The following is a 25,524-nucleotide window of genomic DNA, read 5'->3' as shown; positions in this document are numbered from 1 at the left end:
CAGCACTTCGTGGAGGGAGAACAGATATGTCAGGCCAGCTGATCGGAGCGCTCATTCTCTGGCTGATCGTCGCGGTCATTGTGATCGCGATCGTCGTCTATGTGGTGAACTGGCTATACCGGCGCTCGTCGAAGGAGGCAGCGTTCGTCCGCACCGGTCTCGCCGGTGAAAAAGTGGTAATCGATTCCGGCGCCTTTGTGCTGCCGTTCATCCATGACATCACGCCTGTCAACATGAACGTGCTGCAGATGCGGGTGCATCGCGGCCAGGAAAACGCCATCATCACCCGCGACCGGATGCGGGTCGACATCGACGCCGACTTCTACGTCCGCGTTCGCGCCACCCCAGAAGCAGTGTCGCTGGCGGCCTCGACGCTCGGCCGCCGTACCATGCAGCCGGAGACGCTGCACGCGCTGTTGTCGGGCAAGTTCGTCTCGGCGATCCGCTCGGTCGCCTCCGAGATGACGATGGAGGACATGCACGAGCAGCGCGGGGTCTATCTCGCCAAGGTCAAGGAAGCCGCGGCCGAAGCGCTCGCCAAGAACGGACTCGAACTGGAATCGGTGGCGCTGACCAATCTCGACCAGACCGACCTGCAATATTTCAACGCCTCGAACCGCTTCGACGCCGAAGGCCTGACCCATCTGATCGAGCAGATCGAGGGTCGGCGCAAGACGCGCAACGACATCGAGCAGGATTCGATGATCCGGATCCGCTCGCGCAATCTCGAGGCCGAGAAGCAGTCGCTCGAAATCGAGCGCGAGAGCGAGGTGGCGCGACTGGAGCAGCAGCGCGACGTCGAGGTGCGCCGCGCCGTGCAGCGCGCCGAAATTGCCCGCGAGCGCGCGATGCGCGACACCGAGGCCGAGCAGGCCCAGATCAGTGCGCGTGAGGAAATCGAGAAATCGCGGATCGGCAATGAGCGTGCCATCAGCGAGGCGAGGATTTCCTCCGAGCGCGACGTTCGCCAGCGCGAGATCGAACGCAGCCAGATCGTCGACCAGGCCGAGATCGCCGCGCGCGAGACGGTGGAGAAGGCGCGAATCGCCAACGACCAGTTGATCAAGGAGTTCCGGATTACCGCAGATCGCGAGATCCGCGAGCGCGAGATCGAACAGGTGCGCGCGCTGCAGGCCGCCGAAATCGCCGCGCGCGAATCCACCGAGCGCGCCCGGATCGCCCAGGAAGCGTCCGTCAGCACCGACCGGATCGCCAACGAGCAGCGGATCTCGGGCCTCGACATCGCGAAGCGGCGTTCGATCGAGGAGGCTGACATCGCCGCGCGGCTCGCCACCGAAACCGCGGAAATCGCCCGCAACAGCGCCATCATCGCCAATCGCCTCGCCGCAGAGGAAAAGCGGCTGGCGCGCGAGATCGTCCGCGACCGCACCGTCCAGCAGGAGACCATCGCGTCGAAGGAGCTGGTGGAGTCCGCACGCATCCTCCAGGAGGAGCGGGTCCGCGCACTGACCATCACCCGCAACCAGGCTATCGACGAAGCTGAAATCGCCGCGCTGCATGCGGTGGAGGCGGCGCGAATTTCCAACGAAAAGGAAATCGCGGCGCATCGCATCCTCGCCGAACAGGAAACCAGGTCGCAGGAGATCGCACGGACGCAGGCGCTGGAAGGGGCCGAGATCGCCGCCCGCGAGGCGACCGAGACTGCCCGGATCGCTTCCGATCTGGGAATCCGCAGCCTCGACATTGACCGCTCCAGGGCGATCGAGACCGCCGAGATCAAGAAGCGCGATGCAGTCGAGGTCAGCCGCATCGAGGCCGAGCTTGCGATCGACAAGGGACGGATCGCGGCGTCGAAGAGCCGTGAGGTGCTGCAGATCGATCAGAAGAAGACCGTCGAGATCGCCGAGGAGGAACGTGTCATCGCGACCTCCGCGCGGAGGATCGAGCGGGTCGATTCCGACCGCGCCGTGCGCGCGGCCGAGATCAATGCGCGCCAGGAGGTCGAAAAGGTCGATATCACGCGCGAGCGTGAGTTGGAGGTAGCGCGGCTGGAGCGCCGCAAGGCGCTCGAACAGCTCGATATCGCGCGCAACCAGGCGCTGCAGGAATCCGAAATCGCCGCGCGCGAGGAGATCGAACGTGCGCGGATCGCTTCCGAGCGCGGCCTCGACGAAGCCCGTGTCGGCCGCGACCGCGATCTGCGCAAGCTTGAGGTCGATCGCGAGCGGGAGGTCGAGAGCGCTGTCATGGACAAGGCGATCGCGATTTTCGAGAAGTCGCTGCTGGAGTCCGCAGCCCAGGTGAAGGCGGAGATGGCGAAAGCCAAGGCGGTGGAGGCCGAGGAAATCGTCAAGACGGTGCGCGAAAGCGAGAACGCCAAGCGGCGTACCACGGTCGAAATCATGCTGGCGAGGAAGAACGCCGACGAGAAGCGCATCGAGGCCGAGGCTCATGCGATCCGCGCCGCGGTCGACGCGGAAGCGCAGAAGCTGCTCTACGAAGCCGAGAATGCGCTCACCGACGAGGCGCGCTACGGCTTGTTCCGGCGCCGGCTGCTGGACCGGATCGAGGGCATCGTCCGCGAAAGCGTCAAGCCGATGGAGAAGATCGAGGGCATCCGGATCCTGCATGTCGACGGGCTCGGGGGCATGGCCGGTGGCGGCGGCAGCGGCAACTCGCGCACGCCGACCGACGAGGTAATCGAATCGGCGCTGCGCTACCGGGTGCAGGCGCCGCTGATTGATCAGGTGCTGAAAGAAATCGGGATCGAGGGCGGCAGCCTCGCCAAGATGGGCGGGTTGATGCGCGAGGCCAGTGACCTGCAGCGCGTCGGCAAGGAAGCGCAGCCGCCGAGGCCGAAGGACGATGGGCCTGTTCCCGCGGGTGCGGGACCCGACGAGCCCAAGCCGTCCGGCCGGGGCGGCAAAGGCAAGGGCAAGGAGTAGTCGGATGGCCCGCGTCTATGTATCCAGCGTCATCAATGCACCGGCGTCCAAGGTCTGGGCGCGCGTACGTGATTTCAACGGTCTGCCGAACTGGCATCCCGGCATCGCGGAAAGCCGGATCGAGAATGGCGAGCCGGCCGACAAGGTCGGCTGTGTCAGGGCATTCGCGCTGCGCAATGGCGACCGGCTACGCGAAAAGCTGCTCGGCCTGTCGGACTTCGACATGCTCTGCACCTATTCGATCCTGGATTCGCCGATGCCGCTGACCAATTACGTCGCCTCGCTGCGGCTGACCCCGGTGACCGACCAGGACCGCACCTTCATCGAATGGAGCGCCGATTTCGACTGCGCGCCGGAGCTGGAAGCGGAACTGGTCAGCGGGGTCGGTGGCAATGTGTTCCAGACCGGTTTTGACGCGCTCAACCGCGCCTTTGGAGCCTGAGCGATGCCACGGGTGGTTCGCAGCACCATCATCGACGCGCCGGTCGAGCGGCTGTGGGCGGTGCTGCGCGACTTCAACGGTCATGAAGCCTGGCATCCGATCGTCGCCAAAAGCACGATCGAGCGCGGCTATCCTTCCGACAAGATCGGCTGCGTCCGCCGCTTCACGATGCAGGACGGCGCCGAATTGCGCGAGCAGTTGCTGGCACTGTCGGACCTGGAAATGACGTTCAGTTATTGCCTGCTGGAGACGCCAATTCCGCTGTTCAACTATGTCGCCCATGTCCGGCTGTTGCCCGTCACCGATGGCAATCGCAGCTTCTGGCATTGGGAGGGGCGGTTCACCACGCCGGCGGGTCGTGAGACCGAGCTCGCCGAACTCGTTGGCAACGACGTCTATTCAAATGGCATTGCGGCGGTCCGCCAGTTGCCCGAACTCGCAAGTTAGGAAACGCCATGCCCGTCAATGTCCGCATTGTGCAAGGGTTGCAGGAAGCCGCAGAAATCCTGGCTAGCGACCGCGGCGCGCAGCTGCTTGGCGGCGGCACGCTGCTGGTGCGTGACCTCAACGAGGGCGTGATGACGGAGGGCACCTTGCTGCGCGCGGTCGATCCGGTGCTGCTGGCGATCAACACCGGCGGCGCGCGGATCGAGCTCGGTGCCGGGGTCACCATGGCGATGGTGCTGGCCAACCGCGATTTGTCCTATCTGCACGCGCCGGCGCGCGGCATCGGCGGTCCTGCGGTGCGGACCACGGCGACCATCGGCGGCAATTTGTTCGCGGCGACCCCCTATGGCGATTTTACCACCGCGTTGCTGGCGCTCGACGCCGTCGTCACGCTGCATGCCGGAATCGGGGGAGCGCGGATGATGCCGCTGGAGGAGATGCTGGCGAACCGGGCGCGGGGTGGGGTCGGACTGGTGGCCTCGGTCGGCTTCAATCGTCCCGGTGGCGCCGATGCATTTCGCTTCCTCAAGGTCGCGCGGGTGCGGCCCAAGGGCATCTCGGTGCTATCGATCGCGGCGCATCTGCCGCAGAACGCGGGACGGATCAGCGGCGCGCGGATCGCCTATGGCGCGATGGGGCCGACGCCGTTGCGCGCCAAGGCGGTCGAGCGCGTGCTGGAGGGCCGCAGCCTGGACGCAACCACCATTGCTGCCGCGAAGACCGCGGCGCTCGAGGGCACGATGCCTGGGACCGATGCCATCGCCTCGGAATGGTATCGCCGCGAAGTATTGCCCGTGCATCTCGGCCGGCTGCTTGCCGGCGAAACATCCTGAAGGAACGCAGAATGGCCCGGATGCCTGTCCAGTTTCGCCTCAACGGCTCCGATCGTGCGGTGTTCGTCGAGCCTGCGGAAACCCTGCTCGGCACGATCCGTCGCGGGCTCGGCGATTTCGCCCCGAAGTTCGGCTGCGGCCAGGGCACTTGCGGCGTCTGCACCGTGCTGGTGGATGGCGAACCGCGGCTTGGGTGCCTCACGCTCAGCGTGACTTGCGAGGGGCGATCGATCGAAACCGCGAGCGGGCTCGCCGACGGGCCGACCCTGCATCCGCTGCAGGTCGCCTTCATGGAACATTTTGCCGCACAATGCGGCTTCTGCACGCCGGGCATGCTGATGGCGGCGAAGGCGCTGCTCGACCGCAATCCAGACCCGACTCGTGTCGAGGTCGTCGAAGCGATCGCCGGCAATATCTGCCGCTGCACCGGCTATGAGCCGATCATCAACGCCATTCTGGCCGCCGCGCAGCAGCGCGGCGCCCGCCGCGCCTGAGGGAATCCCGATGCTGGAGTTTCGCAAGGATCTGTTCGCCGACGAGCGCGACGACAATCTCAACGTGATCGGCAAGGGTGAGCAGCGCCAGGACATGTTGGGGCATGTCACCGGCCGCACCCGCTTCTTCGACGATCACGGCTTTGGCGGCCTGCTGCATCTGAAGGTGGTGCGCTCGCCGCATCATCACGCACGAATCCGGAGCATCGACGTTTCCGCCGCCGAACGCGCAGCTGGCGTGAAGCGCGTGATCCGGGGACAGGACGTACCGCTCAACAAGAACACGCTGCTCAGCCTGATCGGATTCGGCAAGGACGACGAGCCGACGCTCGCCGTCGACAAGGTCCGCTACAAGGGCGAGCCGATCGTCGCCATCATCGCCGACAGCGACGCGGAGGCCATGGCCGCCGCAAAACTGGTTCGCGTCAGCTATGATCCGCTGCCCACGGTGTTCGATGTGCAGGAGGCGCTGAAGCCGGGCGCGGTCGTCGTCAACGAGACCTATCCGGGAAACTATTTCGAGTATCACGAAAAATACGACCATCAGAAGCTGCGATTCGGCGATGTCGAGGCGGCGTTTCGCACTGCCGATCACGTGCTCGAGGAGCGCTACCAGATGTCGCCGATCGAGCACGCCTCGACCGAAACCAACGGCACCATCGCCGCGCCCGAGACCAACAACCGCTACGTCGTGCATTCCTGCGCCCAGGGCCTGTTCTTCTCGCTCGGCACCACCGCCAAGATTCTCGCGCTGGAATCCAACCGGCTGCATTTCATCGGTGGCACCGTCGGCGGCGGCTTTGGCGGCAAGGTCGATTCGCTGACCGAGCCGCTGGCGGTGCTCGGCGCGATCCTCACCGGCCGGCCGGTCCGCTACGTGCTGGGGCGCGAGGAGGAGATGCAGTTCGGCTCGCCGCGCGGTGCCGAGCGGCATGTCATCAAGGACGGCGTAATGCGTGACGGCCGTATCGTGGCGCGACAGATCACCTCCTATTTCGATGCCGGCGCCTATACGCGGCTGACCAGCTATGGCGTGGTCAAATGTGTCGCCCACATGCCGGGTCCCTACACGATCCCGAATGTGCGCGGCGACGCCTATTGCGTCTTCACCAACCGCGTGCCCGCTACTGCGATGCGGGGCTTCGGCGTCACCGGGGTGGACTTCTCGATCGAAGTGCAGATGGACAAGCTGGCGCATCTGGTCGGCATCGACCCGATGGAGTTTCGCATTCTTAATGCCTATCGCGACGGAGACATGAAGGCGCATCGCCGCGTCGCCCACAATACCGCGCTGATCGAATGCGTGCAGGTCGCGGCGCAGAAGGTGAACTGGCCGCTGAGCGAGACGGCGCGTCGCGCCTCGTCGCTGAGCGGCGGCGGCGGTCCACGCGCGGCGATTCCGCCCACGGTGACCGATGAGAGCGGCCGGATCGGCCGACCGGAGACGCGGCAGGCGCCGCCGCAGCTGGCGCCGGGCGCGGCTGCACCGCTGCCGGCCTATCAGTCTCCACCGGCGGTGCCGATCTATCAGCTGCCTCCGGCGCATCAGCCGGGCGCACCGCTGCCGAATCATCCATCGCAGCCGGCAGCCGTTGCGCCGCCACCTGCTCCGATACCACCGGTTCCAAATCCACCGGCGACGCCTCAGCACGGCGCGGCGCGTTTCTCATCAGTGTTCACACGGAGGCGCTGAGATGGCACGGCACCAGGGGCGCGGAATGGCCTCCATCAACTACCCGATCGGCATGAATCTCGGCGGCGATCCCAGCCAGGCGCTGGTGCATGCCAATCCAGACGGCAAATTCACGGTGGCGCTGTCGGCGATCGATCTCGGACAGGGCATGAAGCAGGTCAGCCGGCAGATCGCGGCGGAGACACTGGGCGTGCCGATCGAGGATGTCTACGTCGACACCGCCGATAGCGACACCGGTCCGCACGACATGGGCTCGTTCGCCTCGCGCGGTACGCACCGTGTCGGCAACGCGGTGATCGTCGCCGCGAAGGAAGCGCGGGGCGTTCTGCTCGAGGCGGCGGCTGAGGAACTCGAGGTCAATGCCGACGACCTCGTCACCGACGGCAAAGGCAACATCCATGTCCGCGGCGCGGCGTCGAAATCGATCACCGTGAAAGCCGCGTCGCAGGCGGCGCAGTTCAAGCAGGGCAAGACGATCGCAGGCCGCGGCATCTTTCTGATCCCGCTGTCCAATGTCAGTCCGGAGACCGGCGAGATGTCGCCGGTCACCGCCTATGCCCATGCCTGCCTCGTCGTCGATCTGGAGGTCTGCGACGAAACCGGCGACGTCAAGGTCAACAAGATGACCAGCGCCTATGAACTCGGCCGCGCGCTCAATCCGAAAATGGTCGAGCAGCAACTGGTGGGCGGCGCCTGGATGGGCATGAGCCACGCGCTCTACGAGACGCCTGAGCCGTATTATCCCAATCCCGAACATGGCGGCCGGGACTACAACGAATACCTGATGCCCGGCCCCGGCGACATCGCGCCGCACGACATCACGGTGCTGGAGCGACCGGCGCCGGACGGTCCGTTCGGCGGCAAGGGCCCCGGCGAGATGTGCGCCAATCCGGTGCTGCCGGCGGTGGCCAATGCGATCTTCAACGCAATCGGTGTGCGGATCGACACGCTGCCGATCACTCCGGAAAAGATCCTGCGCGCGCTGAAGGCGCAGGGCGGCGCGCGGCCGCAAGTCCGGCGCGCATAGGGAACATCGAATGGCGGTGCGCGGAAGTGTCGGGGGGATCGATCGGCCGGAGAAACTGGCCGAGGCGCTGCGCGCGGCCTATTACCTCGCCGATGACGGTTTCGCCACCGCCGGCTATCTCGCGCTCGCGCTGGGCAAGCCGCTACTGCTGGAAGGCGCGCCGGGTGTCGGCAAGACCGAGGCCGCCAAGGCGATCGCCGGGATCTTGGGACGCCAGCTAATCCGGCTGCAATGTTACGAGGGCATCGACGCCGCCGCCGCGCTGTACGAGTGGAACTATCCGCGCCAGATGCTGGCGATCCGGCAGGCCGGCGATCAGCCGATCGACATCTATCGCGACGATTTCCTGATCGAGCGGCCGATGCTGGCGGCGTTGCGCCGGCCGGAGTCGACGGTGCTGCTGATCGACGAAATCGACCGCTCCGATCCGGAATTCGAGGCGTTCCTGCTCGAATTCCTGTCGGACTTCTCGATCTCGATCCCGGAGCGCGGCACCCTGCGGGCGCATGAACGCCCGGTAGTGATCCTGACCTCGAACCGCACCCGCGATCTGCACGAGGCGCTGCGACGGCGCTGCGTCTATCACTACATCGCCTATCCGGATCCGGGGCGCGAGGCGCGGATCATCATGATGCGCGCGTCCTCCGTTGCCGAGTCCACCGCGCGCGCGATCGTGACGGCGGTCGGGCGGCTGCGGCAGGAGCCGTTGACGAAGCCTCCCGGTGTCGCCGAGGCGATCGATTGGGCGGAAGCCGCGACGCTGCTGGCGAAAACCGGCGCGCCGTGGCCGGACGCGTTCCGCCGCGCGATTGGCGTGGCGCTGAAGGATGAGGAGGATCTCGCCTTCATCGCCCCGCGGCTCGACGCCATCATCGCGGAGGTCGCGGCATGACGGCGCTCGCTTTGCCACACGCGGCCAGGCCGCTGCTGGATTTCATCGCGCTGCTGCGCGGTAATGGCTTTTCGGTCGCGCCGGAACAGAGCCTGTCGTTTCTGCGGGCAATCGAGCTGCTCGGCCCGCGCGACATCGAGGACATTCGCCGCGCCGGCGTCGCCACCCTGGCGCCACCGTTCGAGCGGCAACCCGATTTCGACATGCTGTTTGATATGCATTTTCTCGGCCTTGCCGGTGCGCTGTCCGATCAGGTCACGGAGATCGACGAGGAACTGCAGGTTCAGGACGAAGGCGCCGGATACGACGCGCCGCTGTCGGATGACATCAACGAAACCGGGCAGGCGGCAACCGCGCGCGAGGCGCTGTCACGGCGCGCGCTGCGACCGGATGACGACAGCCAGCAACTGGCGCGATTCAGCCGGCACCTGCCGGCCCGGCTGCCCCGCCGCCGCGGCTACCGGATGCGCTCTGCGAAGCGCGGCGCTGGCTTCGACTTGCAGCGCTCGCTGCGGGACTCCATCCGCACCGATGGCGAACTCATCCTGTTGCGCCGCCGCGAACGCCAGTTGCGGCCGCGCGGGATCCTGCTGCTGATCGACGTGTCGGGCTCGATGAAGGCGCGCTCCGACGCGCATCTGCGCTTTGCTCACGCGCTGGTCCACGCGGCGCCGCGCGTCGAGGTGTTCACGTTCGGCACGCGGCTGACGCGGCTGACCCGCGCCCTGCGGCTGAAGAACCGCGAGCAGGCGTTAGCCGTCGCTGCGGACCTCGTGGCCGACTGGGACGGCGGCACGCGGATCGGCGATGCGCTGGCCGCCTTCCTCGCGGTGCCGCGCTTCGCCGGCTATGCCCGCGGCGCGCTGGTGCTCGTGCTGTCCGACGGACTCGAACGCGGTGACCCGGCGCAGATGGTTCGCGCCGTTGGGCATCTCGCCGCGCGCGCCTGGCGGATCGACTGGCTGACGCCGCTCGCCGCGTCGGCCGACTATCGCCCGGAAACCGCGGCGTTGCGCGCGGTGCTGCCGATGCTCGACAGCGTCACCAATGGCGCGACGACGGAGCGGCTGTGTCGGCACGTTCTCGACCTGTCACGACGGAGGGTCGCCCGATGATTCAGCCTGCGCCCGGCTGCGTCGATGCGCATCATCACATCTGGCGCCAGCAGGACCTGCCCTGGCTGCTTGGGCCGATGCAGCCGCGGATCTTCGGACCCTACGAGCCGATCCGCCGTGACTACACCATCGCGGAATATCTGGCGGATGTCTCTTCGGCCGGCGTCACGCGTTCGGTTTACGTACAGGCGAACTGGGCGAAAGAGCGTTTCCTCGACGAGGTCCGCTATGTCAGCGATGCCGCGCGGGAAACCGGTTGGCCGCATGCCATTGTCGCCTACGCGGATTTCACCGCGGCCGACGTGCGGCCGCAGCTCGAGCAGTTGGCGGCGTTCCCGCTGGTGCGCGGCGTCAGGATGCAGCTGCACTGGCACGACAATCCGCAATACCGCTTCGCATCAGCTCCGGATCTGGCGCGCGATCCGACGCTCCGGCGTAACATCGCGCGACTGAGCGAGTATGACTGGGCTTTCGACCTGCAGGTATTCGCGCCACAGATGGCGGGCGCGGCCGAGCTTGCCGATGCCTGTCCCGGTGTCAGCTTCGTGCTGCAGCACGCCGGCATGCTGGAGGATGTGTCGCCGGCCGGACTCGAGGCCTGGCGCGCCGGCATGGCGCTGCTGGCGGAGCGGCCTAACGTGGTGGTGAAGTTGTCCGGCCTCGGCACCTTCCTGCATCGCAACGATGCGGCTCATATCGGTTTCGTGGTCGGCGAAACCATCCGGCAGTTCGGCGCCGGCCGCTGCATGTTCGGCTCGAACTTCCCGATCGAGAAACTCTGGACCCGCTACGACGCGCTGGTCGAAGCCTATCGCACGGCGACGCAGACGCTGTCGGCCGCGGACCGGCAGGCGATTTTTCACGATACCGCGGCCGGCATCTACCGGCTGACCTGATCAACACGATCCAACGAGAGGAATAACCACATGGCGCTTGAGATCAAGATCCTGGACTACGGCGACATCGAACTGGAATCCAGCTTCCTCGTGCTGGGACGCGATTGCGGGCGCACCAGGCGGGTCTACACTTACGGCTTCCTGATCCTCGGCGGTCCCTGGCCGATGGTGGTCGATACCGGTTATCGTCACAACCAGATCATGGAGAGCCTCGGAATGCGCGGGCTGCAGCACCATGAAAATATGATCGAGAACCAGCTTGCGAAGCATGGCGTGCGAATGGGCGATGTGCGTTACGTCATGCACACCCATCTCCACATCGACCATGCCGGCAAGGATGAGCTGTTCTCGATGAACACGACGGTTCTGCTGAACCGGCGCGAACTGGAATATTCGGTTTCGGGCCTGATGCATCCGCAATATCCGGCGCCCGACATCAAGCATCTGATCGACCGGCTGCATACCCGCCACGCGTTGCGGCTGGAGGATCTCGAACTGTCCGGCCCGATCGAGGTCTGCCCCGGCGTCACCATTGATGCAGCGGGCGCCCACACCGAAGGATCGATGAACGTCCATGTCGAGACCGCCGAGGGCCGCGCCACCATATGCGGCGACGTGATCTATGATTTTAACGACCAGATCGTGAATCCCTTCCACGAGTTGCATCACAACGAGCCCCGCACCACCGGCAACCACGGCAACACCAAACGCGAGGAGAAGGCGGCGATCAAGCGGCTGCTCTCGGGTTCGCGCTTCCTGCTGCCGGTGCACGACAAGCCCGCCAAGATCGAGCACGGCCAGGTGGTGGCGCGGCTCGACATGGCGGTGCCGGGACCGATCGTGCAATCGTTGCCGTCTCGCAACTGGTTTGCGGCGTGAACGGCGCTAGCGGAGATTAGCGATGACCACGCATATTGCGTTGCGGCCATCTTTCGCCGAACTGATCGATCTGTGGGCGCCGGTCCGGCAGGTCGGCACCGGATTCCAGTTCACGGAAGGCCCGATCTGGCACCCCAAGGCGCAGGATCTCCTGTTCTCGGACATGCCGGGCGATGTGCGCCGCCGTTTCGACGGGCAGGGCATTCGCGAGGCGATGCGACCCGCCAACAAGTGCAACGGCATGACCTACGATGCCGAGCTGAACCTGATCGTCTGCGAGCACGCGACCTCAACGCTGGTCCGCGAGCGCCCCGACGGTCGGCGTGAGATCGTGGCGTCGCATTTCGACGGGCAGGAGCTGAATTCGCCGAACGACGTCTGCGTCAAATCCGACGGCGCGATTTATTTCTCCGACCCGTGGTACGGCCGAATGCCGGTCTTCGGCGTCGAGCGGCCGCGCCAGCTCGGCTTCCAGGGCGTCTATCGCGTGCCGCCCGGCGGCGGTGCGCCGCAATTGCTGGTCGACCGCTATCTGTTCGATCAGCCGAACGGGCTGTGCTTTTCGCCAGACGAGACGCGGCTCTACGTCAACGACACCGTCAAGCACCTGATCCGCGTGTTCGACGTCGATGCGCTTGGCGGCCTCGGCAACGGCCGGGTGTTCGCATCCAACATCGTTTCAGCCACCGAGCCCGGCGTGCCGGACGGCATGAAATGCGACGCGCTCGGCAATGTCTGGCTTTCTGCGCCGGGTGGAATCTGGGTCTATGCGCCGGACGGCCGCTTGATCGGCAAGCTGCGGCTTCCCGAACTGGTGAGCAACCTGACTTGGGGCGGGCCGGATTGGCGCACGCTTTATATTACGGCGACTCATTCGGTCTATGCCGTGCCGGTGAAGGTCGGGCCGCGCGCCGAGCCCTATATGCGAACCGGCCAACACGCACCGGCAGCGGTGCAGCCGGCGCCGGCAGCGGTAGCGACGGTCAGCCGGTCTGGCGCAAAGCTCGCCGAGCCGGGCTACTCGGTCGATCCCACGCGCTGCGCGATCATCATCCAGGACATGCAGAACGATGTAGTGATGGACGGCGGCGCCTTCGCCTCGTCCGGCTCGCCGGCGCATTGCCGCGAGCAGAACGCCATCGCCAATGCGAAGCGGCTGGCGGAAGCCGCGCGTGCCCGCGGTGTCATGGTGATTCACGTATGGTTCGTGGTCGAGCCGGGCGCGCCCGGCGTGACGGCGAACGCGCCGCTGTTCGAGGGGTTGATCGATGCCAAGGCCATGGTGCGCGGCACCTGGGGCGCCGCGCCGGTGCCGGGGCTGGAGCCGCACGCCGGCGACCAGGTGGTGGAGAAGATGCGGATGAGTGCCTGGGAAGGCACGCGGCTGGAGGCGATGCTGAAGGCGGCAGGGCGCGACTTCGTCATCGTCACCGGCGCCTGGACCAACATGTCGATCGAACATACCGCCCGCACCGGCGCCGACAAGGGATTCTACATGATCGTGCCGGAGGATTGCTGTTCGACGATGAACGCGGAGTGGCACATCGCCGCGGTGAACTACGCGATCCAGAACGTGGCGATGGTGACCCGCGCCGACGATCTGATTGCTGCCTTGTCGTGATCAGGTGGCAGGAGAGCTCGCTTCTGGTCTTTGGCCGTCGTTTTTTGCAACGGCGATACCGCCTCGCATTGTTGAGCAATCGACGGACCGGAACCGGAATCCCGGACCGGGATATCAAAACCATCTTCCGGCGGCCATAAACAAGACAAAGCTTCCGTTCCCGGCCGAACATTGAAAGTTCCGACCATTGTTTTGACGGCAGGTCTTGCGACATAAACATAAATTGTCATGGGAATGATGCCGGAACCGCGATGTTGACCGAGAAGTTCGACGCTTATGGTCAGGTGCTGCCGGATGCCGCGGGTGGTCAGCCCGAGACGGCAACGGCTGCATCTGCGATGCTGGGCCGCGTCGGCCAATACGCGTTCTGGCTGCTTGTCGTCGTTATCGTGTCGGTCCGGATCATCTCCTATCCGGCGGCGCCTGCTTTCGAAGTCGGCGCCTCGGCCGATGTGAAGCACACGTTCACGCGCTAACGGTGCGATCAAGCTCAACGAACGCGATCGCCCCGTTGAGAGGCAAAGTTTTTTCATCCGCGCCTTTCGCAATTGATATTGTCTATTCAGGCCGGCTTGACGCATAATTCCTTCTCCTCGAAGGATGTCGCGTGCCAAATCGGTTCGATTCCCCGGACGAAGTCAGGCCCCCCGCCGGAACGATCCGAAAGGCCGTCCCCCTGCTCTGGGGGATAACGCTCTGCGCCCTGGTCACGGTTGCCTCGGTGGCAATTCAGGCCGTCGAACAGCGCCTCCTCGGGCACCCCTACATCGAAGCCATCGTGATCGCCATTCTGCTCGGCACCGCCATTCGCTCGGTTTGGGAGCCGGGTCCCCGATGGCATGCCGGGATCGCCTTCAGCGCCAAGCAAATGCTGGAGGTTGCGGTCGCGCTGCTCGGGGCGTCCCTGACCTTTGCCGCGATCGGCGCCTCCGGCCTTGCCCTGGTGACTTCGGTCGCAGTGCTGGTCATTCTCTCGCTCGCGGTCACCTATGGCATCGGTCGGACGCTCGGTCTGCCGGTTCGTCTTTCGATCCTGGTCGCCTGCGGCAACTCGATCTGCGGCAATTCGGCCATCGCCGCGGTCGCCCCGGTGATCGGCGCCAGCAGGGACGATGTCGCCTCGTCGATTTCGTTCACCGCGGTGCTGGGCGTCATCGTTGTGCTGGGTTTGCCGCTGCTGATTCCGCTGCTGCAGTTGACGGAAACGCAATACGGCATTCTGGCGGGGATGACGGTCTATGCCGTTCCGCAGGTGCTCGCTGCGACAGTGCCGGCGGGCGTTGTCAGCACGCAAATCGGCACGCTGGTCAAATTGATCAGGGTGATGATGCTCGGCCCGCTGGTCGCATGCATCGCGGTATTTGGACGAAGCCTCCGCGGCGATCGAACGCCGGACGGTTCGTGGCGGACGAAATTCTTGCAGACCGTGCCGTGGTTCATCGTGGCGTTCTTCGTGCTGGCGACATTCCGCTCGTTGTCGCTGTTGCCGGAAGCGGCGATCTTCCCGATCCGGAAGGTCGCCAACGTTCTGACCATCATGTCGATGGCCGCACTTGGCCTTGGCGTCGACCTGCGCGTGATCGGCCGGGTCGGCGGCAGGGTCACCGCGGCGGTGACGCTGTCCTTGTTGTTTCTGATTGTCGCCAGCCTTGGCCTGGTTCGCTACATTGCGTAAACCGGCGCTGCTCGCTCCCAGCGATCACACCAGAACCGGACTCCGCACGCGACCGGCGCTGCCGAACACCCGCAGATAGCGCTCGATTTCCGGCGCGTTGCCGGTGGCCTTTTCCGGATTGTCCGAGAGTTTCACCGCCGGCCTGCCGTCGACCGAGGTCACCTTGCAGACGATCGAGATCGGATCGAGGTTGGCCGAACCGTCGGGCGCGCAGCCGGTGAAATCATTGGTCAGGTTGGTGCCCCAGCCAAAGCTGACCCTGACGCGGCCGGCGAAATGACGATGGGTTTCCTCGATCGATCCGACGTCCATGGCGTCGGAGAATACCAGGAGCTTCTCCCTGGGATCGCGGCCCTTCTCTTTCCACCATTTGATGATTTCCTCGCCGGCGGCGATCGGCGGCGCGCTGTCCGGTCGAAAGCCGGTCCAGTCGGCCACCCATTCCGGCGCATCGCGCAGGAACGATTTGGTGCCGAAGGCATCGGGCAGGGCGATCAGCAGATTGCCGCCATAGGTATGGCGCCACTGATCGAGAATCCGGTACGGCGCCCAGCGCAATTCGTCATCATTGTCAGCCAGCGCCGCCGCGACCATCGGCAATTCATGGGCGTTGGTGCCGATGGCCTCGAGGTCGTTGTCCATCGCCAGCAGCACGTTCGAGGTGCCGGTGAAGGACGATCCCAGGCCTTCCTTGACCGCCTCGACGCACCAGCGCTGCCACAGGAAGCCGTGGCGCCGCCGCGTTCCGAAATCGGACAGCCGCAAGCCGTCCAGTTTTTGCAGGCGCTCGACCTTGGTCCACAGCTTGGCCTTGGCGCGGGCATAGAGCACGTCGAGGGCGAAGCGGCCTTGGCCTTTCATCGCCTGGCGCGAGCGCAACTCGTTGAGGATGGCGAGCGCCGGAATCTCCCACATCGTGGTGTGGGTCCAGGGCCCATGGAAGTGCAGTTCGTACTGGCCGTCGACCTTGCGCAGTTCGTATTCGGGCAGCCGGAATGCCGCCAGCCAGTTGATGAAATCGGGCGAGAACATCTGGGTCTTGCCGTAGAACGTATTACCGGCGAGCCAGATCAGCTCCTTCTTGGCGAAGCGGATCGAGCGGGCATGATCGAGCTGGGCGCGCAATTCCTGCTCGTCGATGATTTCGCCAAGCCGGACGTGGCGGCTGCGATTGATCACCGAAAAGGTGACTTGCTGGTCCGGATAAAATTCCCGGATCATCTGCAGCATCAGCAGCTTGTAGAAATCGGTATCGAGCAGGCTGCGCACGATCGGATCGAGCCGCCAGCCATGATTGTAGGTTCGGGATGCAATGTCGGTAACTGCCATAGGGGAACCCTAGCCCGCCGGGAGCCCCGCAACCAGTACCGTTTCGGCCCGGCATGGCAGCTCAGCGCGAAATCCGCAGCCTGGCCTGGCTGACGGCTGCCCGAACCCCGGTCCAGACGGGCTTTTCCGGCGCAAATTGCTGCCTCAGGAAGGTCACCAGCTCGGCAAGCTGGTCGTCATTCATGCTGTCCTTGAAGGCCGGCATGTAGCCGAGGTCGCCGGTCGCGGGTGTTGCGATGCCGTGCAGGATCACCTGGATCAGATTATCGGGGACCGTGCTGTGCAGATTGCTGTTCAGCGCCAGCGACGGCCGGCTGCCGAACAGCGGCGCGCCGCCGACCGCATGGCACACCGCGCAGGCGCCTTCATAGAGCCGCGCGCCGAGCGGCGATGAGGAGGCCATCCTGGAAAGCGTCGCCTTTTCCAGCCGGGCGGCGAGCGCGGCCTGCGCCGCTTGGCTGGTCGCAGCCTCGTTAAAGGACGCGAGATAAACCGCCATGGCGCGGATGTCCTGGTTGGGCAGGGCGGCGAGTTCCTTCACCACGGGCGCCATCGGCCCCGCGGCCACGCCGTGCAGGCGGGATTCGCCGGTCCGCAAATAGGCATAGAGCTCGTCTTCGCTCCACGGGATCGGCGCCTGCGACAGCGACGTCAGCGGCGGCGCCTCCCAGCCCTCGGCAAAACCGCCAGCGAGATAGGCGCCTGGCTTTTCCGCGCCCAGCGCGTTGCGCGGCGAATGGCAGGCGCCGCAATGGCCGAGGCCCTCAACCAGATAGGCGCCCCGATTCCATGTCGCTGATTTCGTCGCGTCCGGCTGGAAGGTGCCGGGTCGATGGAACAGCGCGTTCCATCCCGCCATCAACGGCCGCCAGTTGAAGGGAAACGCCAGTCTGGTCTCCGGCGTCTCGGCGCGCACCGCCGGCTGCGCCATCAGGTACGCATAGAGCGCCTGCAGGTCGGCATCGCTGGTCCTGGCAAAGTGGGTATAGGGAAACGCCGGATAGAGATGCCTTCCGTCGCGATGGATGCCCTCGCGCATTGCGCGCTCGAAGGCGGGGTACGACCACGCGCCGATCCCGGTCTCGACATCGGGCGTGATGTTGGTGGCATAGATGGTGCCGAACGGCGTTTCGATCGCCCGGCCGCCGGCATTGACGACGCCGTTCACCACGGTGTGGCAGACCGCGCAGTCGCCGAGCGCGGCGAGTTGTTGACCGCGCGCGATGGTGGCGGCCGAATAGGTCGACGGGTCCGGCCGCGCGATCGGCGCGATCGCCCGCCATGGCAGCACTGCCGTAGCGACGCCGACCACGGCAACACATAATGCCGCGGCTGTCGCCAAAGTGCCGCGCCGTCCGGCAAACGGATTTTTCCATCGGTTGATATCAGCGGGCGGTTGCGGCGGCGCCAGCGGCATCGGGGCTGGCGCTACATTCTGCCCGCCGCGTAATCCCGCCAGGATGCGCTCCGGCGTGAATGGCAGTTCGCGAAAGCGCACGCCGGTCGCGTCGAAAATGGCGTTGGCGATGGCGGCGGCGCTCGGCACCGAAGCGGATTCGCCGACGCCGAGCGGCGGCTGGTCCTGCCGCGGCAGCATCAACACGTCGATTTTGGGCACGTCGGGGAATTTGATGATGGGGTAGGCGCCCCATTCGCGCGCCGTCACCGCATGGCGGTCGAACGAGACTTCTTCCATCAGCGCGCGGCTGGTCGACTGGATCACATTGCCATGGATCTGGTGGCGCACGCCGTCCGGATTGATCATCAACCCGGAGTCCTGCCCGGCCACCACGCGGGTGACGCTGACATCGCCGGTGACCTTGTTGACGGCGACGTCGGCGATCCAGGCCGACCACGCCGCGCCATATCCCGGAAACTTGCTGTGGACATAGAGCGCATAGGCAAAACCGCGCCCGCGCACGATATCGCCTTCGGCTTCAGCTTCTTTCCAGACCGGACGAGGGGGCCAGCCAGCCCGTTCGGCAACGGCGTTGACCAGGTCGATTGCGCGCTTGTCTTTGAGATAGCGCAGCCGGTATTCGATCGGATCGACGCCGGCTTCGGTGGCGAGTTCGTCGATGTAGGATTCATGGGCGAAGGTATTTGGCAGCGCCGAGACACCGCGAAACCATGATGCCCGCACGATCGGCGGCATGTCGTGCGCCACCACCCGCATGGCGTCGTAATCGTAGGGCGGAATCGCGGTGCGATCGCCCATTTCGAATACCGCCGGGACCGGCGCGACGGCACCCGTCAGCAGCAGCGCCAGTGTCGGCGCACCGTTCGATGGATAGCGCGTGGCGAAATCGTAGCCGGCGACGCCGCCGTCGGCGTTCAGCCCGCCATTGACGTCCATCAGTTGCGCGGTGCCCTTGGGCTCCCAGGCGTGCTCCTGCTCGCGGGTCAGTTGCACCCGCACCGGGCGGCCGACCGCGCGCGACAGCAGCACCGCGTCGGCAGTCACGTCGTCGGCGCAGTTGCGGCCGTAGCAGCCGGCGGCCTCCAGCCGGATCACGTCGATCTCGCTGTCCGGCTTTTGCAGCAGGAGCGCCAAATCGGTTCGCAGGATGTGTGGGTTTTGTGTGCCGGACCACACCCGGATGTGGCCGTCCTTGTAGTCCGCGACCGCGCAGGATGGACCGATCGAGCCGTGCATCTGGTACGGCCAGATGTAGGTGCGTTGCATCGGCTTGATGGCGGAAGCAATCGCCATATCGACATCGCCCTTGTCGATCAGCACGCGAGGCGCCGATGGATTGGCGCGCAGCGCTTTCTCGATGTCTTTCAGGTCAGGCAGCGTTGGGGTCGGCTTCCAGCTCACCTTGAGCTGGGCAGCGGCCTTGATTGCGTTCTCCTCGCGTTCGGCGACCACGCCGACGAAATCGCCGATTCGCACTACCGCCATCAGTCCCGCGATATCGCGAACCGACGCTTCATCGACGGCAATCAGGCTGGTGCCGACGAACGCGCCGACATCGACGCCGGCATAGGGCGGACGCACCACGCGGCCGTGCAGCATCAGGGGCACGCGCACGTCGTGGACATAGACCAACTCGCCGGTCGCCTTCGCCGGCAGGTCCGTGCGTGGCACCGACTGCCCGACGATGCTGTAGGTGCCGACGGCTTTCACCGCGACGTCGTCGGCAAGTTCGAGGCGGATGGTCTCGCCGGATATCAATTCGCCGTAGGAGACGCTGCGGTTATCCCTGCCGCGGATCAATCCATCCTCGATGGTGAGATCCTCGATCGCAAGTCCCAGCCGCTCGGCGGCGCGCGCCACCAGGAAATGCCGCGCCTGCGCCGCCGCCTTGCGCAGCGGCACCGCCGTGATCTGGATGGTCTCGCTGGCGATAGTCGCGCCCTGATTGGGAACGAGAGTGGTATCGCCCAGCACGACAACAACACGGGCAAATGACACATCGAGCTCCTCGGCGACGATCTGCCCGAGCGCGGTGCGAATGCCGGTGCCGAGGTCGACATGGCCGTTGAAGGCCGTGACTGAACCGTCTGCCGTGATTTTTATGAACGTTTCGAAGCCGCCGCTCGCGCCGGAGCCTGCGGGCCGAACCACCGACAAGGATCCGGGCAGACCATTCATCGGAGCATCCGGATCCGTCATCAGTCCGCCGCCTCGGTGACGTGACCGGCCGCCCGCATTGCCGCGCGCATGATTTCGATATGCGCGCCGCACCGGCATAAATGATAGCGCAGCGCTTCCGTCACCTCGGCCTCGGAAGGATCAGGCGTGCGATTGAGCAGCGCCTTGGTGCTGATGATCATGCCGTTGAGGCAATAGCCGCATTGCGCGGCCTGTTCGGCGATGAAGGCCTGCTGCACCGGATCGGGACGGTCGCGCGAGCCGAGACCTTCGAGCGTCACGATGTCGCGCCCGACGCAGCCCTCGATCGGGATCACGCAGGATCGCGCCGCAACACCATCGATCAGCACGGCGCAGGCGCCGCATTCGCCTAGCCCGCAGCCGTACTTCGGCCCGTTCAGTTCGAGGTCGTTGCGCAGGACATAAAGCAGCGCGGTATCGGGCGCAGCACCGACTTCGTGGATCCGGCCGTTGACCGTCAGGCGGATCGTGCTCTGCATCATGTCAGTGGTCCCGCTGCAACGGTTGCGCTGCAAAAACATCGCCTTGAAAGCCGAGGCAAAGATACCGTTTGCATACAAACGTGCAAGCGCACCGTCATCCGGTCAAATCCGTTGTCCGGTTTATGAACAAGACGGCGAGGCAAGCTGCGGTTTTTGTCGGCAGCGGTGGTTTTCGCATGCGCAGGCGCTTGACAGCTTTCGGCGGCGCGCGCAACATTGTTCGTATACGAACAAGATGCCGGACGGCGAGAGACACGACAGGATCGCTGCCGCAACTCCGTTGACGATATGCCGCACCTGATCTCCGACAGTTTGACGCTGGCTTCGAGAGCTTGTTCATGCTGACTGAACCGACCAGCGCTGCCGACGACAAGATCCGCTGCGATGCTTGTCCGGTCATGTGCTACATCAAGCCCGGTGCGGCAGGCGCGTGCGATCGCTATGCCAATCACAATGGCGAGCTGGTTCGGGTCGATCCCCACATCGTGCTGGAACGAACGGTGTCGCATGGCGGGCGACTGGTGCCGTTCCAGGCCGGCGGCGACTGGGACGGCAAGCTGGTTCACGAGCCCGATGTCTTCGTCACCGCGATCGGCGCCGGCACCACTTACCCCGACTACAAGCCCGCGCCCTTCATCGTCTCCTCGGAGGTCGACGGCGTCGACATGGTCACCGTGGTGACCGAAGGCATCTTCAGCTATTGCGGCGTCAAGGTGAAGATCGACACCGACCGCTACCTCGGTCCGGAGACGGCGACGGTCCGCGCACAGGGCGAAGCGATCGGCCACGTCACCACGAGCGAATACGGCTCGCAGATGCTGTCGCTGGGCGGCGTGCACCACCTCACCGGCGGTTCGAAAAAGGAAGGCCGGGTCACCTGCGACGCGCTGATGGACCTCAGCAACTGCAAGCCTGTCGAACTCACGATCGACGGCGGCGCCACCGTGGTGGTGCAGGCCGGCTATCCGCCGATCGTCAATGGCGTGCCGGAAGAGCGCATGCGGGTGGGATGCGGCTCGGCGACCATCGGCATGTTCGCCAAGCAATGGCACGGCAAGGTCGATGAAGTCGTCGTGGTCGACGACCACATCACCGGCGTGCTCAGTGAACACCAGGCCGGCAAGGTGCTGGATATCCCCGACAGCGGCATCAAGATGAAGGGGCGGCGCTCGACGCCGGGCCGTTATTTTCAAGTCGCCGAGCCCGGCACCGGCTGGGGCGGCACCAAGATCTCCGATCCGTTATCGGTGCTCGGTCCGTTCGATGCGAAGAAGGCGCGCCCGGGCATGACCATGCTGATGGTTTCCACCACAGGCGAGCACGCCGCCTATTACGAACTCGACGCGACGCTGAAGCCAGTTGAGAAGCTGATGCCGATGGATTTGCAGCTGTCGGTCGAACGGATCCAGGAGAATTGCGAGCCGGCGCTGTGCACCGTGCTGTTCATGGGCGGGGCGGGCGGCTCGCTGCGCGCAGGGGTCACCGACAATCCGGTGCGGCTGACGCGATCGGTCAAGGATGCGCTGACACGGGTCACCAGCGGCGGCGCGCCGGTCTATGTCTGGCCCGGCGGCGGCATCACCTTCATGGTGGATGTCACGCGATTGCCGGCCGGGGCCTTCGGCTATGTTCCGACACCCGCATTGGTGGCGCCGATCGAGTTTACCCTGAAACTCTCGGATTATGCCGCGCTCGGCGGCCATATGGACCACGTGCGGCCGCTGACTTCATTGAAGGACAGCACGGAAACGCGCGCGATGCCTTCGCTGCAATCCAATGGAGAGCCGCGCCCATGACGCGCGTTCCGCAGATCCGGTGGCTGGCGGATGGCAGGCGGCTGCATTTGCAGGACGGTCCGATCGACCTGATCGTGGAGGCTGTCGGCAGCGAGGCCGACAGCCGCGTCGCCTATGACGCGGCAGTGCGACGCTTCGCCGGCTTGCTCGACGAACTCTGCGGCGAGCTGCCGCTGCTGCGGCAGGCGGCCGATCCGGAACGGTGCCTGCTGCAAGGCGTGGTCGCGCGCCGCATGCATGCGGCGGTGGCGCCGTTTGCCGGCGCACATTTCATTACGCCGATGGCGGCGGTCGCGGGCTCCGTCGCCGAGGAGATTTTGGCTGCGATGACCGGTGCGGCGCGCCTTGAGCGCGGCTATGTCAACAATGGCGGCGACATCGCTTTGCATCTCGCCGACGGCGAACGTTTTTCGGTCGGCCTGATGGATCGGCCGGACGCCTTGGGAACGTTGCGAACGATTTCCATCGATGCCGATGATCCCTCGCGGGGGATTGCGACTTCGGGACGCCACGGCCGCAGTTTCTCGCTCGGGATTGCCGATGCGGTAACCGTCCTGGCGCGGACCGCGTCCCAGGCCGACGCCGCCGCTACCATCATCGCCAATGCCGTCGATCTGCCGGGACATCCCGCCGTCACCCGCTGCCCGGCGCAGGATTTGCAGCCCGACAGCGACCTCGGTGCGCGGCCTGTCACCCGCGACGTCGGCAACTTGTCGGGGTACGAGATTGCGGCGGCGCTAGAAGCCGGTGCGGCGTGTGCGCGCAGGCTGCTCGCGATGGGGTTGATCGACGGCGCCATATTGCGCTTGCATGGCGAGACTCTCGTGGTGTCGACGGACCTGGTCGAACCGGCGGGATCGCACGCAACGGCCCCTGCGAGCGCGGTGGACGCGATGGAAAGGTTGATGCATGCGTAGGCGAGTTCGAGAACGAGGCCAGATGCAATGAGCGCGGTCATTCGCAAGATCGTCACCGTGGTCGAGGAGACCTTTCTGGAAATGGGCCGAACCGTCTCGCCGCCGACCCGGCGCGCCGCGGCGATTGCCGTGATCGAGAATCCCTTTGCCGGCCGCTACGTCGAAGATCTCTCGCCCCTGATTGCGATTGGCGAGGAGCTCGGCGAACTGCTGTCGAAAAAGGCCGTTGCCGCACTCGGCATTGATGGCGCCACGGCGCAAAGTTACGGCAAGGCGGCGGCGGTCGGCGAGAACGGCGAGCTCGAACACGCTGCGGCGATCCTGCATCCCAAGATGGGTGCGCCGGTGCGCAAGGTGCTGGGCAAGGGGGCGGCGCTGATTCCGTCCTCGAAGAAGCGCGGCGGGCCCGGCACGACGCTGGACATTCCGCTCGGCCACAAGGACGCGGCGTTCGTGCGCAGCCATTTCGACGGCATGGAAGTCATGATCAACGACGCGCCGCGTGCCAACGAGATCATGGTCGCGGTCGCGGTCACCGACTCTGGCAGGCCCCTGCCGCGGGTCGGCGGATTGACGGTCGCGGAAGTCAAGGGCGAAGACGGTCTACGGTAATCTTTTCTCACAGTGGAGGGTTAAGGGATGCGACGCAGATATTTGTTAGGCGCGGGATTGGCGATCATGGTCGCGGGCATGGCGCAGTCCGCTTTGGCCCAGAGCGGCGAGATCAAGATCGGCGAAATCAACAGCTACTCGATGTTGCCGGCGTTCACCGAGCCCTATCGCAAGGGCTGGCAGCTGGCGCTCGAGGAAGTCAATGCCGCCGGGGGCATCAACGGCAAGAAGCTCTTGGTCGTCTCCAAGGATGACGGCGGCAAGCCCGCCGACGCCACGACCGCCGCCAACGAGCTGGTGTCGAGCGAAAAGGTGGTGATGCTGACGGGCACGTTCCTGTCCAACATCGGTCTGGCCGTCTCCGACTTCGCCAACCAGAAGAAGGTGTTCTTCCTCGCCGCCGAGCCGCTGACCGACGCCATCACCTGGTCGAAGGGCAACCGCTATACCTTCCGCCTCCGTCCTTCCAACTACATGCAGGCGGCGATGCTGGTGGAAGAGGCGGCCAAGCTGCCGGCCAAACGCTGGGCGACGATTGCGCCGAACTATGAGTATGGCCAGTCCGCGGTGGCGGTCTTCAAGAAACTGATGTCGGAAAAGCGCCCCGACATTCAGTGGGTCGATGAGCAGTGGCCGCCGCAGGGCAAGATCGACGCCGGCCCGGTGGTGCAGGCTGTCGCCGCCGCCAATCCGGAAGCCATCCTCAACGTTACTTTCGGCGCCGACCTGATCAAGTTCGTGCGCGAAGGCAACACCCGCGGCCTGTTCAAGAACCGCGCGGTGGTCTCCTTCCTCACCGGGGAGCCGGAATATCTCGACCCGCTCAAGGAAGAAACGCCGGAAGGCTGGATCGTGACGGGCTATCCCTGGTACGACATCAAGACCCCTGACCACGACAAATTTGCAAAAGCCTATCAGGCCAAGTTCAACGATTACCCGAGGCTCGGCTCGATCGTCGGATATCAGACCATCAAGGCGGCCGCGGCCATCCTGGCCAAGGCCAATTCCGACGATCCGGAGAAGATGATCGCCGCGGCCGAGGGATTGTCGATGCCGTCACCGTTCGGCGAGATCACCTTCCGCAAGATCGATCACCAGTCGACACTCGGCGCTTACGTCGGCAAGACCGCGGTGAAGGACGGTAAGGGCATCATGGTGAATTCCGTCTATCGCAACGGCAAGGATTATCTGCCGAGCGACGCCGAAGTTTCGAAGATGCGCCCGAAGGACTGAGGACTTTCTTCTTCTTCGCCCTCTCCCGCTCTTGCGGGGGAGGGTCGGGGTGGGGGCCTCTCAACGAATTCGGCTCGCCGATAGAATTCCCCCACCCGCCGTGCTGCGCACGGCGACCGCCCCCGCAAGCGGGAGAGGTGAAGAGACCTCATCCTGGGCAGCGCGCTCTGGCGCGTCTCGAGAGATGAAAGCCACCGAACAAAAATGCGCTGACCCGGACCGCCCATGGCCTTTTACTTCGTCCAGTTCCTGACCGGTCTTGCCAGCGCGGCGTCGCTGTTCCTGGTGGCGTCGGGGCTGTCGATCATTTTCGGCGTGACGCGGATCGTCAATTTCGCCCATGGCGCCTTCTACATGCTCGGCGCTTATGTTGCGTTCACGCTGACGGAACGCTTTTCCGGCGCACTCGGGTTCTGGGCCGGCATTGTGCTGGCATCGCTGGTCGTGGCGGTGGTCGGCGTTCTCGTCGAGATGGTGCTGCTGCGGCGGATCTATCACGCGCCCGAACTGTTCCAGTTGCTGGCGACCTTCGGGCTGACCCTGATGGTGCAGGATCTGGTGGTGATGATCTGGGGACCGAACGATCTGCTCGGTCGCCGCGCGCCCGGCTTCAAGG

General features: G+C 65.2%; 22 protein-coding genes. 19 read left to right on the top strand and 3 right to left on the bottom strand.

Annotated elements, in window-relative coordinates; all coding sequences use genetic code 11:
* Positions 1-26: 26 nt before the first annotated feature.
* From Q8N40_RS05120 to Q8N40_RS05055, 14 genes are all read left to right on the top strand, one after another.
* A complete protein-coding gene (locus tag Q8N40_RS05120) occupies positions 27-2,906 on the top strand; it encodes a flotillin family protein (protein ID WP_305321201.1) in 2,880 nt (959 codons plus the stop codon).
* A gap of 4 nt (positions 2,907-2,910) precedes the next feature.
* Positions 2,911-3,348 (top strand): SRPBCC family protein, encoded by a 438-nt coding sequence (locus Q8N40_RS05115; protein WP_305321202.1) that lies wholly within the window; start codon positions 2,911-2,913, stop codon positions 3,346-3,348.
* A gap of 3 nt (positions 3,349-3,351) precedes the next feature.
* Positions 3,352-3,795, top strand: coding sequence for an SRPBCC family protein (locus Q8N40_RS05110; protein ID WP_305711046.1), 444 nt, complete (start codon positions 3,352-3,354; stop codon positions 3,793-3,795).
* 8 nt (positions 3,796-3,803) lie between these two features.
* A complete protein-coding gene (locus Q8N40_RS05105; protein ID WP_305711045.1) occupies positions 3,804-4,628 on the top strand; it encodes a xanthine dehydrogenase family protein subunit M in 825 nt (274 codons plus the stop codon).
* An 11-nt stretch (positions 4,629-4,639) separates the two neighbouring features.
* Positions 4,640-5,122 carry a (2Fe-2S)-binding protein gene (locus Q8N40_RS05100; RefSeq protein WP_305321205.1) on the top strand — a complete coding sequence of 161 codons (483 nt, stop codon included), beginning with the start codon at positions 4,640-4,642 and terminating at the stop codon, positions 5,120-5,122.
* A gap of 10 nt (positions 5,123-5,132) precedes the next feature.
* Positions 5,133-6,815 carry a xanthine dehydrogenase family protein molybdopterin-binding subunit gene (locus Q8N40_RS05095; RefSeq protein WP_305711044.1) on the top strand — a complete coding sequence of 561 codons (1,683 nt, stop codon included), beginning with the start codon at positions 5,133-5,135 and terminating at the stop codon, positions 6,813-6,815.
* A gap of 1 nt (position 6,816) precedes the next feature.
* Positions 6,817-7,842 carry a xanthine dehydrogenase family protein molybdopterin-binding subunit gene (locus Q8N40_RS05090; protein ID WP_305321207.1) on the top strand — a complete coding sequence of 342 codons (1,026 nt, stop codon included), beginning with the start codon at positions 6,817-6,819 and terminating at the stop codon, positions 7,840-7,842.
* Between the two features lie 10 nt (positions 7,843-7,852).
* Positions 7,853-8,734, top strand: coding sequence for a MoxR family ATPase (locus tag Q8N40_RS05085; RefSeq protein WP_305321208.1), 882 nt, complete (start codon positions 7,853-7,855; stop codon positions 8,732-8,734).
* Positions 8,731-9,849 (top strand): VWA domain-containing protein, encoded by a 1,119-nt coding sequence (locus Q8N40_RS05080; RefSeq protein WP_305711043.1) that lies wholly within the window; start codon positions 8,731-8,733, stop codon positions 9,847-9,849. The genes Q8N40_RS05085 and Q8N40_RS05080 overlap by 4 nt, the downstream gene beginning before the upstream one ends.
* Positions 9,846-10,745, top strand: coding sequence for an amidohydrolase (locus Q8N40_RS05075; RefSeq protein WP_305711042.1), 900 nt, complete (start codon positions 9,846-9,848; stop codon positions 10,743-10,745). The genes Q8N40_RS05080 and Q8N40_RS05075 overlap by 4 nt, the downstream gene beginning before the upstream one ends.
* A 30-nt stretch (positions 10,746-10,775) precedes the next feature.
* Positions 10,776-11,624 carry an MBL fold metallo-hydrolase gene (locus Q8N40_RS05070; protein ID WP_305321211.1) on the top strand — a complete coding sequence of 283 codons (849 nt, stop codon included), beginning with the start codon at positions 10,776-10,778 and terminating at the stop codon, positions 11,622-11,624.
* A gap of 22 nt (positions 11,625-11,646) precedes the next feature.
* Positions 11,647-13,245, top strand: a complete 1,599-nt coding sequence (locus Q8N40_RS05065; protein WP_305711041.1) for an isochorismatase family protein — start codon at positions 11,647-11,649, stop codon at positions 13,243-13,245.
* A gap of 254 nt (positions 13,246-13,499) precedes the next feature.
* Positions 13,500-13,721 carry a hypothetical protein gene (locus tag Q8N40_RS05060; RefSeq protein WP_305321214.1) on the top strand — a complete coding sequence of 74 codons (222 nt, stop codon included), beginning with the start codon at positions 13,500-13,502 and terminating at the stop codon, positions 13,719-13,721.
* Positions 13,722-13,852: 131 nt separating this feature from the next.
* Positions 13,853-14,920 (top strand): YeiH family protein, encoded by a 1,068-nt coding sequence (locus tag Q8N40_RS05055; RefSeq protein ID WP_370870905.1) that lies wholly within the window; start codon positions 13,853-13,855, stop codon positions 14,918-14,920.
* A 24-nt stretch (positions 14,921-14,944) separates the two neighbouring features.
* Here the strand turns inward: Q8N40_RS05055 and pncB are convergent, their stop codons facing one another.
* The 3 genes from pncB to Q8N40_RS05040 form a co-directional block, all read right to left on the bottom strand.
* A complete protein-coding gene (gene pncB / locus Q8N40_RS05050; protein WP_305711040.1) occupies positions 14,945-16,249 on the bottom strand; it encodes a nicotinate phosphoribosyltransferase in 1,305 nt (434 codons plus the stop codon).
* Positions 16,250-16,310: 61 nt separating this feature from the next.
* Positions 16,311-19,868, bottom strand: a complete 3,558-nt coding sequence (locus tag Q8N40_RS05045) for a molybdopterin cofactor-binding domain-containing protein (protein WP_305711039.1) — start codon at positions 19,866-19,868, stop codon at positions 16,311-16,313.
* Positions 19,868-20,350 (bottom strand): (2Fe-2S)-binding protein, encoded by a 483-nt coding sequence (locus Q8N40_RS05040; protein ID WP_305321217.1) that lies wholly within the window; start codon positions 20,348-20,350, stop codon positions 19,868-19,870. Before Q8N40_RS05040 ends, Q8N40_RS05045 begins: the two co-directional genes overlap by 1 nt.
* Positions 20,351-20,688: 338 nt before the next feature.
* Between Q8N40_RS05040 and Q8N40_RS05035 the strand changes: the two genes are divergently transcribed.
* From Q8N40_RS05035 to Q8N40_RS05015, 5 genes are all read left to right on the top strand, one after another.
* Positions 20,689-22,146 carry a 6-hydroxynicotinate reductase gene (locus Q8N40_RS05035; protein ID WP_305711038.1) on the top strand — a complete coding sequence of 486 codons (1,458 nt, stop codon included), beginning with the start codon at positions 20,689-20,691 and terminating at the stop codon, positions 22,144-22,146.
* Positions 22,143-23,063, top strand: a complete 921-nt coding sequence (locus Q8N40_RS05030; protein WP_305711037.1) for a UPF0280 family protein — start codon at positions 22,143-22,145, stop codon at positions 23,061-23,063. The genes Q8N40_RS05035 and Q8N40_RS05030 overlap by 4 nt, the downstream gene beginning before the upstream one ends.
* Before the next feature lie 27 nt (positions 23,064-23,090).
* Positions 23,091-23,675 carry an amino acid synthesis family protein gene (locus tag Q8N40_RS05025; RefSeq protein WP_305711036.1) on the top strand — a complete coding sequence of 195 codons (585 nt, stop codon included), beginning with the start codon at positions 23,091-23,093 and terminating at the stop codon, positions 23,673-23,675.
* A 27-nt stretch (positions 23,676-23,702) separates the two neighbouring features.
* Positions 23,703-24,908, top strand: a complete 1,206-nt coding sequence (locus Q8N40_RS05020; protein ID WP_305711035.1) for an ABC transporter substrate-binding protein — start codon at positions 23,703-23,705, stop codon at positions 24,906-24,908.
* A gap of 225 nt (positions 24,909-25,133) precedes the next feature.
* Positions 25,134-25,524: branched-chain amino acid ABC transporter permease (locus Q8N40_RS05015; RefSeq protein ID WP_371135618.1), on the top strand; the 391-nt coding region annotated here is incomplete at its 3' end.

It is taken from the genome of Bradyrhizobium sp. (genome assembly GCF_030693485.1).
Taxonomy (GTDB): domain Bacteria; phylum Pseudomonadota; class Alphaproteobacteria; order Rhizobiales; family Xanthobacteraceae; genus Bradyrhizobium.
The sequence above is the reverse complement of the archived record's forward strand: the minus strand, read 5'-3'. Positions and strand labels throughout refer to the sequence as shown.